Genomic DNA, 14,562 nt, shown 5'->3' on the forward strand with positions numbered 1-14,562 from the left:
CGCGATGTCACCCGACGGCACTCCCGCGGCAGCAGCCCCGTCGCCGTCGTCGCCCGGGCGGCTGCTCGTCACGGGCGGCGCCGGCTTCATCGGCAGCGCCATCGTGCGCGCGGCCCTCGACGCCGGGTGGCAGGTGCGCATCGCCGACAACCTGCGGGCCGACGTGCACGGCGGCCCGCCCACCATCGACCCGCGCGCCGAATTCATCCGCGCCGATGTGACCGACCCGCATGCCATGCCGGCGCTCCTCGACGGCGTCGACGCCGTGTGCCACCAGGCCGCGAAGGTGGGCCTCGGCGTCGACTTCCAGGACGCCCCCGACTATGTCGGCTCGAACGACCTGGGCACCGCCGTGCTGTTGGCGGCCCTCGACACCGCCGGCATCGACCGGCTCGTCGTGGCCTCGTCGATGGTCGTCTACGGCGAGGGGCGCTACCGTGCGGGCGAGCGCTTCGTGCGCCCCGGGCCGCGGCACATCTCCGACCTCGACGCCGGGCGCTTCGACCCGCTCGACGAGACCACAGGCGAGCCGCTCGAATCCGTGCTGATCGAAGAGGATGCGCCGCTCGACCCGCGCAACGTCTATGCCATCACGAAGCTGACCCAGGAGTATCTGGCCACGTCGTGGGCGCGCAGCACGGGCGGTCGCGCGATTGCCCTGCGCTATCACAACGTCTACGGCCCCGGTATGCCGCAGAACACGCCCTATGCGGGGGTGGCGTCGCTGTTCCGTTCGGCGCTGGCTCGCGGCGAGGCGCCGCGCGTGTTCGAGGACGGCGGTCAGCGCCGCGACTTCGTGCACGTCGACGACATTGCGGGGGCGAACCTCGCGGCGTTGGCAGCGACGGCGGATGCGGCATCCGGATCATTCCGCGCCTATAACGTCGGGTCGGGCCACGTACACACGATCGGCGACATGGCCGAGGCGTTGAGTCGCCACGCGGGTGGCCCGGCCCCCGTCGTGACCGGCGAGTACCGCCTGGGCGATGTGCGCCACATCACGGCGTCGTCGGAGCGTCTGGCGACTGAGCTGGGTTACCGGGCGCGCGTCGGGTTCGACGACGGGATGCGGGAGTTCGCGAACGCGCCGCTGCGGGATGCCGTGCAGCGGTAGTTTCTGCTGACACGCCGTCGGGGGCGCAGATTTTGGGGCCGACCTCTCGGCGGCTGCAACAGGCCTCGACAGGGCCGACCCACCCGAACAGGGGCCACTTCGTCGTCGTTCTGAAATAAGCCTCACGTTCGCCGTTTTCGACCGCCCGATACGCCCTCGGGAGGTCGCGCAAGCGGGCTACTTTGACAGGGCATCGCGGATGAGGGAACCGCCGCCCTGCGCAGTAGCCGACGGTTCCGGGGCGGGGCGCCATGGCCGATCTCACGATCACGTATGCAGACATCGACGAAGGAAAGGCGCTCGTCGATCGGGCCGTCGCGGCCTACATCGCGGGTGTGACGGTGCCGCTGCTTCTCGCGCGCATGCGCATGGCGTCAACCGAAACGATCGGGTCGGCTGTGGTGGCGCGGGCGATGCAGAACGCGGGGCACGCCGTGCAGATGATGGGCGCGGGTCTCGTCGAATCGATGGGCCGGATGTCTGAATCGGTGTCCGCGGCTCGTGCGGGGTTCCGCGACGCCGATGACGCACTCGCCCAGGCGGTCGCCCCGTGAGGCACGCGAGACGGGTGGAGACGGGCGACGAACTGTTCGCAGCGGGCGGCCCGCTCGGTGGACTCGACGATCCCGGCCGAGGCGACTTCGCCGAGATCCTGAGGAGCGGCCAGGGGTTCGCTCTGCAGGCACAGACGTACCGCGCCATGGCCGAGAACATCAGCGGCGCCGGGGCCCTGTTCGACGCGAACGTGTCGCAGGCTACGGCGGCGCTCACCGGCACCGCCTCGCTTCTCCAGGAACGACTCGGCACGGCCGCGGCCACGTTCGACGGCTATCGGGCGACCTTTATCGCCTATGCGGTGTCCGTCGAGGCGATCGCTAGCGAATGCTCCCGGCTTCGTGCACGGGCCACGGCGGAACTTGCAGACATTCGCTCTCACGCCCGCGCGATCGATCGCGTTCTCGGAAGCGAGGCGTTGGGCGACTGGACATTCCGGTGGGACGTCATTCCGGATACTCCGGCGGCCGCGGTCTCCCCCAGCTCGTCTTCTGGCACACCGCCGTTCGGCATCGACGCGGCGGATGTGGCCACCGTCGAACGCGCACAGGCCGCGTGGCGCGAATGTCTCAACCAGCTGGCCACCGTCAGGCAGCTCTGGCAAGCACAGGTCGACGCCCGCGCCCGCGCCGACGAGGCCGCCGTCCGTGGTCTCGACGACCTCCCCGTTTTCGACGCCGCGGGGGTGCCACGGACGGGCCACGTGGGCTCGCGACTCGACGCCGACACCTCCGACCTCCTGCGCGCCTGGGCTACGCTCGACGGCGCCGCGTTTGAAAGCGCTTACGGCACCGACGCCGATGGGGCGCTAGCGGCTCTGGGCACGATGCCCGTTGCGCAGGTGGCCGGAATCTGGGCGGGCCTGAGCCCGGCGTTTCGCAAACGTCTGGCCGACCGAAATCCCGAGCGGGTGGGGACCATGCCGGGGGTGTCCCCGCTCGACCGTGACTACGCAAACGTGCAACGCCTGCAGGGGTTGCATGACGCTGCCGCCTCGCATTACCGCGAGCTCGCCGGCCGAGACGGGCCGCGCAGTTATGACGGCGACCCGGGGATGGCCGACGCCGCTGCGCGACTGAGTGCTTTTGGCTTGCTCCTGAAGCGCTACGGCACGGGTAGTGCTCGCCATGACAACCCGCCCGAATACCTCGTCACCCTCGACGATGCAATGCCGGGCAGACCACGTGTCGCGGTGTCTATCGGCGACCTTTCGAGCGCGACAAACGTGAGCTACCTCGTCCCCGGCATGAACAGTAGCGTCGCTGAATTGCCGGATTACGCTCGCGCTGCGGCGCGGATCCGTTCGAAGGACGAGGACTCGGCCGTCGTCCTCTGGCTGAATTACGACAGCCCAGGTCCAGCCGAAGTGCCCCGGGACGATCGAGCGCGCGAGGGCGCTTCTCGTCTCGCAGCGGACATCGCCGCGACATCAATCGTGACTTCGACAACGGGGGTCTCTCCCCGCACATCCGTGATCGGCCACTCGTATGGCTCGACTCTGGTGGCCCTGGCTCTCGCCACACGTCCTCTCGCCGTGGATTCCGTCGTACTCGTGGGTTCGGCGGGCATACCGGATCACCTGGCATTATCCGACCTCAATGTTCCAGCGGAGCAGGTCTTCGTCTCTCAAGCGCAGACGGATGTGTTGGCGAGATTCGGCCAGAAAGTAGGCGGACGAGTCGACCCCGAAAGCGAAGCCTGGGGCGCGCGTGTTTTCGGGGTGGATGGCGCAACCTTGACGGACGGAACGAGGCTCGAGCCCGTCGTCGGACACAACGCCGTGGGTGGGAGCGAAACCGACGATCGTCGCAAGTACTTCGGCGCCGATACGGAAAGCCTGCATAACATTCGTCGCATCCTTCGCGGTGAGAACGTCACGGACGGCAGACGCACCGACTTGCATGTGCACGGAGAGTACCTGCGATGAGGTGGCTGAGCATCTCGGTCTCGCTCGTCGCGCTGCTCCTGACGGGATGCACATCGACGAGTGACCTCATCGAACAGAAGAAAGGTGACCCCGAAATCATCACGACCCCCGCTGAAGCCCGAGCCGAAGTCCATAGCCTTCTCGAGAACGCTTCGAATGTCATCGGCGGAAACTGGCATATCGAGGAAAGCCCACTTCCGGAAGAATGCGACGTCAGTTCACACAGCGACGGCGTCTATTGGTCAGGCGGCCGACGCCAGGACGGACTGACCGACATCGAAGGGCCCACGAACCGCATTCTTCACTATTGGCAATCGCTGGGCTTTGCTCTTGAAACCACCTCTTACGCGGCTGAACATCGCGCCATAACCGCCAGAGCGCCGGGCGGCGTCACTCTCTCTTACGGGCTCGACCTCGGGGTCATATTGCTCGACGTCGAAGGCCGGTGCGTAGGAGGTGATTGGTACACCATCCGCGAGGACATAGCCTCGACGCTCCCCGATCCGTATGAGAAGCAGTATGGAACGCCCCCATCCGTCCCTCCGTCGGAACCGCTCCCGCACCCCGCTGAGCCTTCGTGACAAGGCGACACCGACACGTGGTGTCGCCCTCGTTCCTCGTCAGGCAACGATGACTGGTTCAGTGAGGAACGATCAGCCCACGTTTACCGTGATGGTGTGGAGGCCGGTGGCGCCGTCGGGGAGGACGCCCGCGAGGGCTTCCGTCTGCGGCTGGCCCGTGGCGTCGGTCGAGCGCACCTGCACCTGGTGCTGGCCGGCCGCGGCATCCCATTCGTAAACCCACTGCACCCACGTGTCGGGACCGACGGTGTCGGCGAGGCGGGCCGGCTGCCACGGGCCGTCGTCGATGCGCACGTCGACCCCGCGGATGCCCGTGTGTTGTGCCCACGCCACACCCGCGACCGCCGTGCGCCCCGGGGCGATCTTGCCCAGTTGACGCGGCGTGTCGATGCGCGACGACTGCTTGATCGGGCCGCGCTCGCCCCAGCCGCGGTCGGTCCAATAGGCGGTCTCGGCCGCGAACGTCGTCACCGTCAGCTCGACCACCCACTTCGTCGCCGACACGTAGCCGTACAATCCCGGCACGACCATGCGCACCGGGAAACCGTGCTCGAGCGGCAACGGCTCGCCGTTCATGCCGACCGCCAACAGGGCCTCACGGCCCTCGTCCTGCAACACCTCGAGCGGGGTGGATGCCGTGAAACCGTCCTGGCTGCGCGACAACACCATGTCGGCTCCCGCCTGCACACCCGCCTCGGCCAGCACCTCACGAATCGGATACCCCAGCCACACGGCGTTCCCGATGAGGGTTCCGCCGACCTCGTTCGACACGCACGCGAGCGTCGTCGTGTGCTCGATGAGGGGTTTGGCCAGCAGCTCGTCGAAGGTGATCTCGACCTCGCGGTCGACCATCCCCGTGACCTTCAGGCTCCACGCATCCGGGTCGATGTTGGGCACCTGCAGGGCCGTGTCGATGCGATAGAACTCCTCATTCGGGGTGATGTACGAGACCACGCCGTCGATGTCGAGGTCGGCACCGGCCGGGGCGGGGGCCTCCGTCGTGGCGGCGGCGGGCAGCGTGATCTTGGCGCGCAGATCGGAGACATAGGTGACGGCCTGGTTGAAGGCTCGCGCGCCCGCACCGGCCGCCGCCGCAGCGACGCCCGCGATGAGCGTCAGGCCGAGGAACTTGCGGCGGTCGAGCTGGGCGAGCCCGCCCGAGCGAGCGACGGTCCCCCGCTCGCGCGCGGCCGATTCGCGCCAGTCGGCGAGCGCCCGCACGGCCTGCCGCAGCAGCACGGCACCCGCGATCATGCCGACGACGGTGGGGATGGCATCCACCCCGGTCGCCTCGGGCCGGGTCGTCACCGCGACGGCGGCTAAGGCCGAGACCGCAACCAGGATGACGACGCCCCACGGCGCGCGACGATATTGCACGATGCCGGCCGCGGCGGCGAGGAGCAGCACGACGACGGCGAGAACGCCGAGCAGCACGACCTTGTCGGCGGTGCCGACCGCCTGGATGACCGCATCCTTCAGCCAGCCGGGGACGAGGTCGATGACCCAGGCGCCGACCGCGAAGAGCGGGCTGCCGGCCAAACCGAGGAACACCGCGATGACCTCGGCGACCGCGAGAACCACGATGGCCGAGACGATGCCGGCGAGCGCGGCCCACCAGGTGGCCGGGTCGCGGAAGAGGGGAGGGCGTCGGCCCGCGTCGAGATCGCCCGAGCCCGAGCCCGGATTGGCAGCGCGGGCATCTGCGCCACCGGCGCCGGGCGCCTCTCCGCCACGAGCGGCACCGGTCAGGCTCCTGTCACCGCCACGTTCGTCGACGCCGGCGCCGGCACCGGACGTGCCGCCTCCGCGGGCTGCGGTGCCCGAGCCACCCTCGACGTCACTCCCCCGAGCCGTGGCCCCCGCAGCCAGCGTGTCCCAGGTCGTCGCCGGGTCGGCCCGCTCGTCGTCTGTGCTCATCGCCTCAGAATAAGTCGCCCCACGGCGTTTCGACGCCCCACGGTCAGATGTCAAGGCCAACTCCCGGTGCACGGATGACGCGCCGCATGCTTGTACTCTCGGAAAATGGTTCACCCCCGAGTCGACGTCATCTTCCCCTGTTTGAACGAGGAAGGCTCGCTGCCCTGGATCATGTCCCGCCTGCCGGAGGGCTATCGCGCCATCGTCGTGGACAACGGTTCGACCGACCGGTCGGCGGAGGTCGCCCGCGAGCACGGCGCCGTCGTCGTCTCGGAATCGCGCCGCGGCTTCGGTTCGGCGGCCCACACGGGACTGCTCGCCGCATCCGCCCCGATCGTGGCGTTCTGCGACGCCGACTCGTCGATGGACCCCGCCGATCTGCCACTCGTCGTCGACCCCGTGGAACGCGGCGACGTCGACCTGATGCTGGGGCGCCGGCGCCCGACATCCGCTCGGTCGTGGCCGCTGCACGCCCGCGCCGCCAACCTGGCGCTGTCGTTCCTCATCCGTCGGCGTGCTCACGTCGACATCCACGACCTTGGCCCCATGCGCGCCGGCCACCGCGAACGCCTTCTCGCCCTCGACCTGCAGGACCGCCGCAGCGGCTACCCGCTCGAGATGGTGCTGCGCGCGAAAGCCGAGGGCTGGCGCATCGAAGAAACCGACACCCCCTACACGGAACGCGTCGGCCGCTCGAAGGTGACGGGAACGCTGAAGGGCACCGTTGTCGCCATCCAAGACATGTCCCGACTGCTGCGAGAGGTGCGCCGCCCGTGACCACGTTGATCGTCATCGCGAAAGAGACCATTCCCGGCAAGGTGAAGACGCGTCTGCACCCGCCCCTGAGCTACGAGGAGGCCGCCGAGGTTGCGGCCGCCGCCATCCAAGACACGCTTGCCGCGGCGAGCGCCGTCGACGTCGATCGCCGCATTCTGTACTTCGATGGAAACCTTTTCCCGCCCGGCTCCGAACACTACGAGGTAGTACCTCAAGGGACAGGAGACCTCGACGTGAGGCTGGCGCACATTTTCGATCACTGCACGGGTCCGACCGTGCTGATCGGCATGGACACGCCCCAGCTCGACGCCCGGGTTCTGCGCGACATGTTCGCGCAGTGGGCCGCCGAAGACGAAGCAGCGACAGCCGATGCGAACGCAGGCGTCACCGACGCGGATGCCGGCACGACCGACGTCTTCTTCGGCTTCGCCAACGACGGCGGCTTCTGGACACTCGGCATGCGCGAACCCGACGGTTCGCTCATCCGCGGCGTGCCGATGTCGCAGGACGACACCGGCCGCGTGCAACTCGACCGCCTCGAAGCGGCCGGCCTGCGCGTGAGCCTCGTGCCGGAACTCGTCGACGTCGACACCATCGACGACGCGCGCACCGTGGCGGCTCTCGCCCCGCACACGCGTTTCGCCGAGACCCTGCGCCGCATCGAGAGCACTACCTCCGCCACCGCCGAAGGAGCCCGCCATGAGCACGATCGAAACTAACCGCTCCGACGATGTCGCCAACCCCGCTATCCCCGTCGTCCCCGCCACTTTCGGCTCGGGTGGCGGCGAACCCTACGCTCGGGCGCTGCGTCACGACGACGAAGTGCTCTACCTGCGCGAGACCGCAAGCGATTCGCCGCGGCATCCCGCGCCGTTCGACGTGTCGAAGTGGAGTGCCGACGCGGATGACACCGACCGCGACGTTTTGACCCGCGCGACCGGCCCCGTGCTCGACATCGGTTGTGGCCCCGGCCGCATGGTGAAGGCCGCCGCCGATGCGGGTTTCGAAGCCTTCGGCATCGACGTGTCGCCCGCGGCCCTCGAGATCGCCGAGGCGGCCGGGCTCGACGTGCTGCGCCGCTCGGTCTTCGACCCGCTGCCGCGCGAAGGGGCCTGGGGCACGGCCCTGCTGCTCGACGGCAACATCGGCATCGGCGGCGACCCGGGCGCCCTGCTCGCGCGCGTCGCCGAGCTGCTGGCACCCGACGGACGTGTCATCGTCGAAACCCACCCCGACGACGACCACGACCGCGCCTTCGAGGGCGCCGTGGTCAACGGCCACGGCCACCAGAGCGACCCGTTCCCGTGGGCCGAGATCGGCCAGCGTGCGCTGACGGCCCGCGCCGCCCACGCCGGTCTCGAGGCCGACCAGGTCTGGGTGGCCGACGGCCGCACGTTCGTGTCGCTGGCGCTGAGCGCCTCCTAGACCCTCAGCGCCTCCTAGACCCTCAGCGCTATGCGCGGGGCGGCCGCACGTTGCTGTGGCTGCGTCCCCCGCTGCGCGTGCGTCGCACGAGCAGGATGCTTCCGACGGCCACGATCACGGCGAGCACAGCCCACATGATGACGAGGTTCTGCGCGTAGTCGAGCGGCACCACGGTGGCGTTCTTGGGCCCGCGCTGCTGCACCGCGATCTCGGGCAGGAACATGAGGGTGAAAAGGCATCCGATCACGACGGCGCCCTGAACGAGCGCGATCACGGTCCAGGGCACGCGGTGCCCGGCGCGACGCATGAGCAGGCCGATGGCCACGAGCAGCGGCGACAGGATCGCGTCGTGCAACACGATCGCCCCGATGAGCCACACGGCCACGCCGATGAGCTGATTCGGCCGCGGCTGCAGCATCACGAGGGTGTATCCGCCGAACCCGATGAGGGCCACGCCCAGGGCAATGAGGATGCCTCGCACCACGGTCACGCCGCGCCCCACGCTCTCGGGGGCTTCTGCCACGACGTCGGTCATGAGGTCACTTCCAGTCGGCTCAGCCATTTGGTTTGCAGCACACCCGGCCGGCCGGGCGCGATCATGCGCGCGGGGTAGCCGTGGTCGATGTCGAGCGGTTCGCCGTTGAGCTGCACGGCCACCAGGGTCAGAGGATCGTTCACGTATTCGGGGCCCATCGTCATCACGCCGTAGCGCGAGTTCGTCTCGAGGCTCGTGGCCTTGAAAGCATCCTCGGATGTCGCGCCCACGAGCGCCGCCAACTCACTCATGCGCACGCCCCTCCAGCTCGCCATCTGGCTCCACCCCTCGACACACGCGATCGGCAGGTCGACGGAGGTCTGCGGCATCCCCGTGAGGTCGGCGTAGCTGAGGTCGATGCTGCGGTCGCCGTTGGCGATGGTGAGCGTCCAGGCGGGGTCGACGGCCGTCTCGGTGACCTTCGCGGCGGCGGCCGTGCGGTTGATGGGCAGCGACTGCGGGCCGATGCCGGCCTTGCGCGGGGCGAACGCGTTGAGGCGGTCGAGCACGCGGAACGACTGACCACCCGTGAACGCCACGAGCGCGGCGACGGCGACGGCGAGGGTGGCGACGAAGCCGCGCCGGCTGACCGCCTTGTTCGGGGCGGGGGTCGTGTCGATCCAGTCGAAGACGCGGCCGGTGACCCCGCGAGCGGCGAACGGCGCCTGGGCGGCCTCCTGCGGCACCCGATCCCCCGAATCCGGCGCGGCGGCAGCAGAAGCGGCGGCAGAGGCGGCCGCGGGCGTTGATGACGCTGCGTCGTTCGACACACTCGATGCGCGAGCATCCGCCAGGTCCCGGCCGATCGCGGCGTCCTCGCGCCCGCTCGCCAGAACCGGCTCGCCCTCAGGCATCCGGGCCTTGAACCAATACCGCCGAATGATGGGCAACTTCACTGCGATGTGGATCGCGAGTGACCCGATGATCACATAGGCGAGCGCATAGTGCACCTGCCGAAACCCGAACGGCCAGAGGTAGAGCTGAAACGTGTTCAGCAACCCGATCGTGATCTCGACGAGCGACGCCCCCACGAACAGCGCGATCGACCCCCGCTCGAGCAGGTCGACGGCGCCGCCCTTCTTCAGGCTGCGCACGGGCGGAAACTGGAACAGGTCGGGGAACACCACGTAGAGCTTGCCGAGCAGCAGCGGGAAGCACAGGATGCCGGCCGTGATGTGGATGCCCTGCGTCACCTGATAGAGCCACAGCGGGCGCGTGGTGAACGTCATCCAGGCCAGCGGCTCCTGCAGGAAGTGGCTGTAGAGCCCCGTGCCGAAGCAGATCAGGAACGCGAGCCCGAGCAGCCGACCGGTGACGGTGGCCATGCGCGGGTTGCGCGAGGGCGAGTCGATGCTGCGGCGCAGTCGATAGAGAAGGAATCGCATGCCGGTCCCTTCGTCGAGCGCGTCTGCGCGGTGTGTCCCTGAGCGGTGTGGATCTGAGCCTAGGCGGGCGGATGCCTGCCGACCCGTATTGCTGACCTTTATTCGTCACCGTGGCCGTTCGGGATGGGTCTCGGGCCGCTTTTCCTTCAAGATGGGGACGTGCGTATCGCTCTCACCGCCGTTCTGCTGGCGGCCTCCACCGTTCTGACGGCCTTCACGGTGCTCAATCTGGGTGTCTACAGTGACGACGACCGCCCGGCCATGGCGTGGGCGACCTACACGTTGTGGGCGCTGTTCGCGCTGTCGGTGTGGGCGCTGCGGGGTGTGCGCGGCCGCGCCGTGACGGCCCTGGTGCTCATCGGATGCGCGGTGCTCGGCGCCTCGGCCATGGCGGGTCCGCCCAACACGAGCACCGATTCGGCCCGGTATGCCTGGGACGGAATCGTGCAGAACGCGGGCATCTCGCCGTACGAGTACGTGCCGGCCGACCCGGCCCTCGCCGAGCTCCGCACCGATTGGCTGTTCCCGGCCCCCACGGTCGCGGCCGACGGCTCCGAGAGTTGCGATGGTGAGCGCATCTCGAAAACACGCGAGGTCGGCACGGACGATGTGCTGTGTACGGCCATCAACCGCCCGCAGGTGCCGACCATCTATCCCCCGCTGGCCGAGATGTTGTTCGCGGGCGTGCGCTTCTTCGTCGGGCCCTCCGCCGAGTATTGGCCGTTGCAGGCCGTCGGTCTCCTCTTCGTGCTGGGCACGGCCGCCCTGCTGCTGCGGGCCCTGCGCCGGCGCAATCTGCCCGGGTGGCAGGCGGCGCTGTGGGCCTGGTGTCCACTCGTCTTGGCCGAGGGGGTCACGAACTCGCACGTCGATCTGGTCGGGGCCGTCCTCATCCTCGTGGCCACTCTGTCGGTGACGATCGGCCGACGCGCGCTCGGTGGTGTGGCCCTGGGCGGCGCCATCGCCGTCAAGCTCATCCCGGTGATCGCGGCCCCCGCCCTCCTGCGTCGCCAGGGCTGGAAGGTGATCGCCGCGGCCATCGCCACGTTCGCCGTGCTCTACATCCCCTACATCCTGTCGACCGGCATCGGCGTGCTCGGCTATCTGCCCGGCTACCTCAGCGAAGAGGGTTACGAGGATGGCAGCAGGTTCGGTCTCATCTCCCTCTTCGCCCCGGGCAGCGCAGCGTTGCCGGTGGCGGCCATCCTGCTCGTGGTCACGGCGGTCGCCGTCATCGTCGCGACCGACCCCGAGCGGCCCTGGGTGGCGCAGCTGGTGATGATCGGTGTCACGCTGCTGATCGTCAGCCCCCGCTACCCCTGGTATGCCCTGCTGCTCGTGCCGTTCATCGCCATGAGCGGGCGCTGGGAGTGGTTCGTCATCGGCCTGTCCATCCTCAACCGGCAGATCTTCCCGAGCCTCGCCGTGCAGCGCTGGGGCATCGCGGTCTCGATCGTCGTGCTCGTGGCTGTGTCGTGGTGGCGTCACGGGCCGGATGCTCCGCAGCAGCTGTGGCGCGGCATCCGTCGTCGGCTTCCGGGGCGGGGTAAAGAGGCCGCGACCGGCTCGAGTGTCGCCGCGGGGACGCCCGACGTGGCGGATCGACCCGATGTCGCTTAGCCTCAACCTGTGACCGTCTCTCTCGGACTTCCCGCCGTGCCGGCCCCCGGCGCGCATCGCGGAGCGCCCGAGCAGGTCGCCCCGGCCTCCCGGCCTGCCGCCCCGGCCGACTCGCGAGCCGCCGCCACCCCGGTCGGTCTCGGGCTCGGCCCGATCGTGCACGCCGGCGCCCGGCCCGCGACATCCGGCCTCGTCGACCGCTGGAACCGCTCGGCCACCGACCTGCGCATCTCGCTCACCGAGCGCTGCAACCTGCGCTGCACCTATTGCATGCCCGCCGAAGGCCTGCCCACCAAACCCGCCGCGGCCCTCATGCAGGCCGACGAAGTCGTGAGGATGTCTCACATCGCCGTCTCGCTGCTCGGCGTCCGTCAGCTGCGCTTCACGGGCGGCGAGCCGCTGCTGCGCGCCGACCTCGCCTCGATCATCGCGGCCTGCGCCGCCCTCGAACCGCGCCCCGAGGTCTCGCTCACGACCAACGCCATCGGCCTGTCTTCGCGCGCCGCCGGTCTCGCCGCCGCGGGCCTCGACCGCATCAATGTGTCGCTCGACACCGTGCACGCGGCCACTTTTCTCGAGGTCACGCGTCGCCCGTTCCTCGACCGCGTGCTCGACGGCATCGAGAAGGCCGCCGAGGCGGGTCTCGGTCCCATCAAGATCAACGCCGTGCTGCTGCGCGGCGTCAACGATGGCGAGGCGGCCGAGCTGCTCGCCTGGTGCCTCGAGCGCGGCTATCAGCTGCGGTTCATCGAGCAGATGCCCCTCGACGCCGACCACACGTGGAGCCGCTCGGATATGGTGACGGCCACCGAGATCCGAGCCCGCGTCTCCGAGCGCTTCACGCTCACACCCCATGACGCCCCGCGCGACGGCGCCCCCGCCGAACTCTTCCGCGTGTTCGACCGGTCGGGCATCGAGCTCGGCACGGTCGGCATCATCGCCTCGGTCTCCGAGCCGTTCTGCGCCGACTGCCGCCGCACGCGCCTCACGGCCGACGGCCGCGTGCGCAGCTGCCTCTTCTCGCACACCGAGACCGACCTGCTCACCCCGATGCGCGCCGGTGCCTCCGACGCCGAGGTCGCCGACCTGTGGCGCGAGGCCATGTGGGGCAAACCCGCCGGGCACGGCCTCGACAACCCCGACTTCGTGCAGCCCGCCCGCAGCATGAGCGCGATCGGGGGCTGAGGCGTGACGACCCGAGCGGATGCCTCCACCACAGCCCTGCGCGTCACCCTGCGCTTCTTCGCGGCCGCCCGTGCCGCCGTCGGTCGCGACACCCTCGACGTCGAGCTCCCCGTGGGCTCCACCATCGCGGATGCCCTCGCGGCAGTCGCACGTCAGCTCGCGGCCCCGTCATCCCCCGCCGTCGACGCGGCACCTGCACCTGAGGCGGCCTCGACCTCGTCTTCGTCTTCGTCTTCTTCGGCTTCGGCTTCGGCTTCGGCTTCGGCTTCAATCGACACCGTCGCCCACGCCGAGGCGGTCTTCCGGCGCTGTTCATTCCTCGTCGACGGCGTGGCCGTCACCGATCACGCGCGCGTGCTCAGCGGGGATCAGACGATCGACGTCATGCCCCCGTTCGCCGGTGGCTGAGGCTCGCTCAGTAGCGCGGTAACTCGGGTTCGACCTCGTCGACCCAGGCCAGTATGCCGCCCCGCAGCGACCGAGCGTCGACGCCGTGTTCCCGCAGCTCGCGCACGGCGCGGGCCGAGCGCACGCCCGACTTGCACAGCACGACGACGGGCGTTGCGGCATCCACACCGCGTCGGCGCAGGCCCTCGACGGGCGCCTCGGGGTCGAGCCAGGTCGAGCCCGCGATCGACACGATGTCGCGCTCGAACGGCTGGCGCACATCGACGAGTTCGACACCGGCATCCGCGTCGCTCAGAAGCGTTGCCAGCTCGCGCGGCTCGATGAGGGGGACGGTCGAGCCGACCGCCGCGCGATCAGCTGACGAGCCCGTCGCCGCGTCGCCCCACCGCTCGTGCCACTCGTCGAGCGTGATCGGCCGCCGGGCAGCATCGCGGCGCAGCTCGAACTCGCGCCAGGTGCCGGCCAGGGCGTCGAAGTTCTGCACGCGCCCGAGCAGCGCGTCCCCCACGCCCGCCACGAGCTTGATCGTCTCGGTCGCCATCATCGAGCCGACGAGGCCGCACACGGCGCCGAGCACCCCGGCATCCGAACACGAGAGCACATCGTCGTCGTTCGGTGGAATGGGCAGCAGGTCGCGGTAGTCGAGCGAGCGCCCGTCGGGGGCACCCTGCCAGAACACGCTCACCTGCGCGTCGTAGCGCAGCACCGAGCCCCAGACATACGGTTTGCCGAGCACCGCCGCCGTGTCATTCGCGAGGTAACGGGTGAAGAAGTTGTCGGTTCCATCGACGATCAGGTCGTAGCGCGCAAACAGGTCGAGCGCGTTCTCGGGCGTCAGTCGCACGGGGTGCACCTCGACGCGCACATCCGGGTTGATGGCGCACATGGCCCGCGCCGCCGACTCGGCTTTCGGCATGCCGACGGTGGCCGTCGAGTGGATGACCTGGCGATGAAGATTGCTCACATCCACGGTGTCGTCGTCGAGCACTCCCAGGGTTCCGATGCCCGCCGCGGTAAGGTAGTGCAGCACGGGTGAGCCCAAACCCCCGGCCCCCACCACCAGCACACGCGCGTTCGCGAGCCGTCGTTGCCCGGTGAGTCCGAGGCCGGGCAAGGCCACATGACGTGAAAAA

General features: G+C 69.5%; 14 protein-coding genes. 10 read left to right on the top strand and 4 right to left on the bottom strand.

All coding sequences use genetic code 11. The features are described 5' to 3' along the window. Nucleotides 1-4 precede the first annotated feature (4 nt). From ACUWEX_RS11185 to ACUWEX_RS11200, 4 genes are all read left to right on the top strand, one after another. Nucleotides 5-1,114 carry an NAD-dependent epimerase/dehydratase family protein gene (locus ACUWEX_RS11185; protein WP_079728195.1) on the top strand — a complete coding sequence of 370 codons (1,110 nt, stop codon included), beginning with the start codon at nt 5-7 and terminating at the stop codon, nt 1,112-1,114. Nucleotides 1,115-1,365: 251 nt separating this feature from the next. Then, the gene (locus tag ACUWEX_RS11190; protein ID WP_445996292.1) at nt 1,366-1,668 is read left to right on the top strand and encodes a hypothetical protein; all 303 of its coding nucleotides are present in this window, start codon (nt 1,366-1,368) and stop codon (nt 1,666-1,668) included. Nucleotides 1,669-1,682: 14 nt separating this feature from the next. Then, nucleotides 1,683-3,596 carry an alpha/beta fold hydrolase gene (locus tag ACUWEX_RS11195; RefSeq protein WP_445996293.1) on the top strand — a complete coding sequence of 638 codons (1,914 nt, stop codon included), beginning with the start codon at nt 1,683-1,685 and terminating at the stop codon, nt 3,594-3,596. Further along, nucleotides 3,593-4,177, top strand: coding sequence for a hypothetical protein (locus ACUWEX_RS11200; RefSeq protein ID WP_445996294.1), 585 nt, complete (start codon nt 3,593-3,595; stop codon nt 4,175-4,177). Before ACUWEX_RS11195 ends, ACUWEX_RS11200 begins: the two co-directional genes overlap by 4 nt. A 72-nt stretch (nt 4,178-4,249) precedes the next feature. On the opposite strand, the gene ACUWEX_RS11205 is transcribed toward ACUWEX_RS11200, so the two are convergent. Beyond that, nucleotides 4,250-6,094 carry a molybdopterin-dependent oxidoreductase gene (locus ACUWEX_RS11205; protein ID WP_445996295.1) on the bottom strand — a complete coding sequence of 615 codons (1,845 nt, stop codon included), beginning with the start codon at nt 6,092-6,094 and terminating at the stop codon, nt 4,250-4,252. A gap of 105 nt (nt 6,095-6,199) precedes the next feature. Between ACUWEX_RS11205 and ACUWEX_RS11210 the strand changes: the two genes are divergently transcribed. The 3 genes from ACUWEX_RS11210 to ACUWEX_RS11220 are packed head-to-tail and all read left to right on the top strand — an operon-like array spanning nt 6,200 to nt 8,296. Then, nucleotides 6,200-6,871 carry a glycosyltransferase family 2 protein gene (locus tag ACUWEX_RS11210; RefSeq protein ID WP_079728190.1) on the top strand — a complete coding sequence of 224 codons (672 nt, stop codon included), beginning with the start codon at nt 6,200-6,202 and terminating at the stop codon, nt 6,869-6,871. Continuing rightward, nucleotides 6,868-7,590 (top strand): TIGR04282 family arsenosugar biosynthesis glycosyltransferase, encoded by a 723-nt coding sequence (locus ACUWEX_RS11215; protein WP_445996296.1) that lies wholly within the window; start codon nt 6,868-6,870, stop codon nt 7,588-7,590. Before ACUWEX_RS11210 ends, ACUWEX_RS11215 begins: the two co-directional genes overlap by 4 nt. Further along, the gene (locus ACUWEX_RS11220) at nt 7,571-8,296 is read left to right on the top strand and encodes a class I SAM-dependent methyltransferase (RefSeq protein ID WP_445996297.1); all 726 of its coding nucleotides are present in this window, start codon (nt 7,571-7,573) and stop codon (nt 8,294-8,296) included. The genes ACUWEX_RS11215 and ACUWEX_RS11220 overlap by 20 nt, the downstream gene beginning before the upstream one ends. Before the next feature lie 28 nt (nt 8,297-8,324). Here the strand turns inward: ACUWEX_RS11220 and ACUWEX_RS11225 are convergent, their stop codons facing one another. Together ACUWEX_RS11225 and ACUWEX_RS11230 are read right to left on the bottom strand one after the other, a co-directional pair. Continuing rightward, complete coding sequence (locus ACUWEX_RS11225) at nt 8,325-8,831, bottom strand: hypothetical protein (RefSeq protein WP_445996298.1); 507 nt, start codon at nt 8,829-8,831, stop codon at nt 8,325-8,327. Continuing rightward, nucleotides 8,828-10,216 (bottom strand): molybdopterin-dependent oxidoreductase, encoded by a 1,389-nt coding sequence (locus ACUWEX_RS11230; RefSeq protein WP_445996299.1) that lies wholly within the window; start codon nt 10,214-10,216, stop codon nt 8,828-8,830. The genes ACUWEX_RS11225 and ACUWEX_RS11230 overlap by 4 nt, the downstream gene beginning before the upstream one ends. Before the next feature lie 159 nt (nt 10,217-10,375). Here ACUWEX_RS11230 and ACUWEX_RS11235 point away from each other — a divergent pair, with 159 nt between their 5' ends. From ACUWEX_RS11235 to ACUWEX_RS11245, 3 genes are read left to right on the top strand one after another with little or no spacing between them, the layout of a single operon-like run. Continuing rightward, the gene (locus ACUWEX_RS11235; RefSeq protein ID WP_445996300.1) at nt 10,376-11,836 is read left to right on the top strand and encodes a glycosyltransferase 87 family protein; all 1,461 of its coding nucleotides are present in this window, start codon (nt 10,376-10,378) and stop codon (nt 11,834-11,836) included. 9 nt (nt 11,837-11,845) lie between these two features. Next, a complete protein-coding gene (gene moaA, locus ACUWEX_RS11240; RefSeq protein WP_445996301.1) occupies nt 11,846-13,021 on the top strand; it encodes a GTP 3',8-cyclase MoaA in 1,176 nt (391 codons plus the stop codon). A 3-nt stretch (nt 13,022-13,024) separates the two neighbouring features. Next, a complete protein-coding gene (locus ACUWEX_RS11245; RefSeq protein WP_445996302.1) occupies nt 13,025-13,429 on the top strand; it encodes a hypothetical protein in 405 nt (134 codons plus the stop codon). A 7-nt stretch (nt 13,430-13,436) separates the two neighbouring features. Here the strand turns inward: ACUWEX_RS11245 and ACUWEX_RS11250 are convergent, their stop codons facing one another. Beyond that, nucleotides 13,437-14,549, bottom strand: a complete 1,113-nt coding sequence (locus tag ACUWEX_RS11250; RefSeq protein WP_445996303.1) for a ThiF family adenylyltransferase — start codon at nt 14,547-14,549, stop codon at nt 13,437-13,439. Nucleotides 14,550-14,562 lie beyond the last annotated feature (13 nt).

The organism is Okibacterium fritillariae (assembly GCF_052783725.1).

Bases quoted from the DNA above. Each gene is read 5' to 3' on its own strand.
- ACUWEX_RS11185 (WP_079728195.1), top strand. From the start codon at position 5: ATGTCACCCGACGGCACTCCCGCGGCAGCAGCCCCGTCGCCGTCGTCG.
- ACUWEX_RS11190 (WP_445996292.1), top strand. From the start codon at position 1,366: ATGGCCGATCTCACGATCACGTATGCAGACATCGACGAAGGAAAGGCG.
- ACUWEX_RS11200 (WP_445996294.1), top strand. From the start codon at position 3,593: ATGAGGTGGCTGAGCATCTCGGTCTCGCTCGTCGCGCTGCTCCTGACG.
- ACUWEX_RS11205 (WP_445996295.1), bottom strand. From the start codon at position 6,094: ATGAGCACAGACGACGAGCGGGCCGACCCGGCGACGACCTGGGACACG.
- ACUWEX_RS11210 (WP_079728190.1), top strand. From the start codon at position 6,200: ATGGTTCACCCCCGAGTCGACGTCATCTTCCCCTGTTTGAACGAGGAA.
- ACUWEX_RS11220 (WP_445996297.1), top strand. From the start codon at position 7,571: ATGAGCACGATCGAAACTAACCGCTCCGACGATGTCGCCAACCCCGCT.
- ACUWEX_RS11225 (WP_445996298.1), bottom strand. From the start codon at position 8,831: ATGACCGACGTCGTGGCAGAAGCCCCCGAGAGCGTGGGGCGCGGCGTG.
- ACUWEX_RS11230 (WP_445996299.1), bottom strand. From the start codon at position 10,216: ATGCGATTCCTTCTCTATCGACTGCGCCGCAGCATCGACTCGCCCTCG.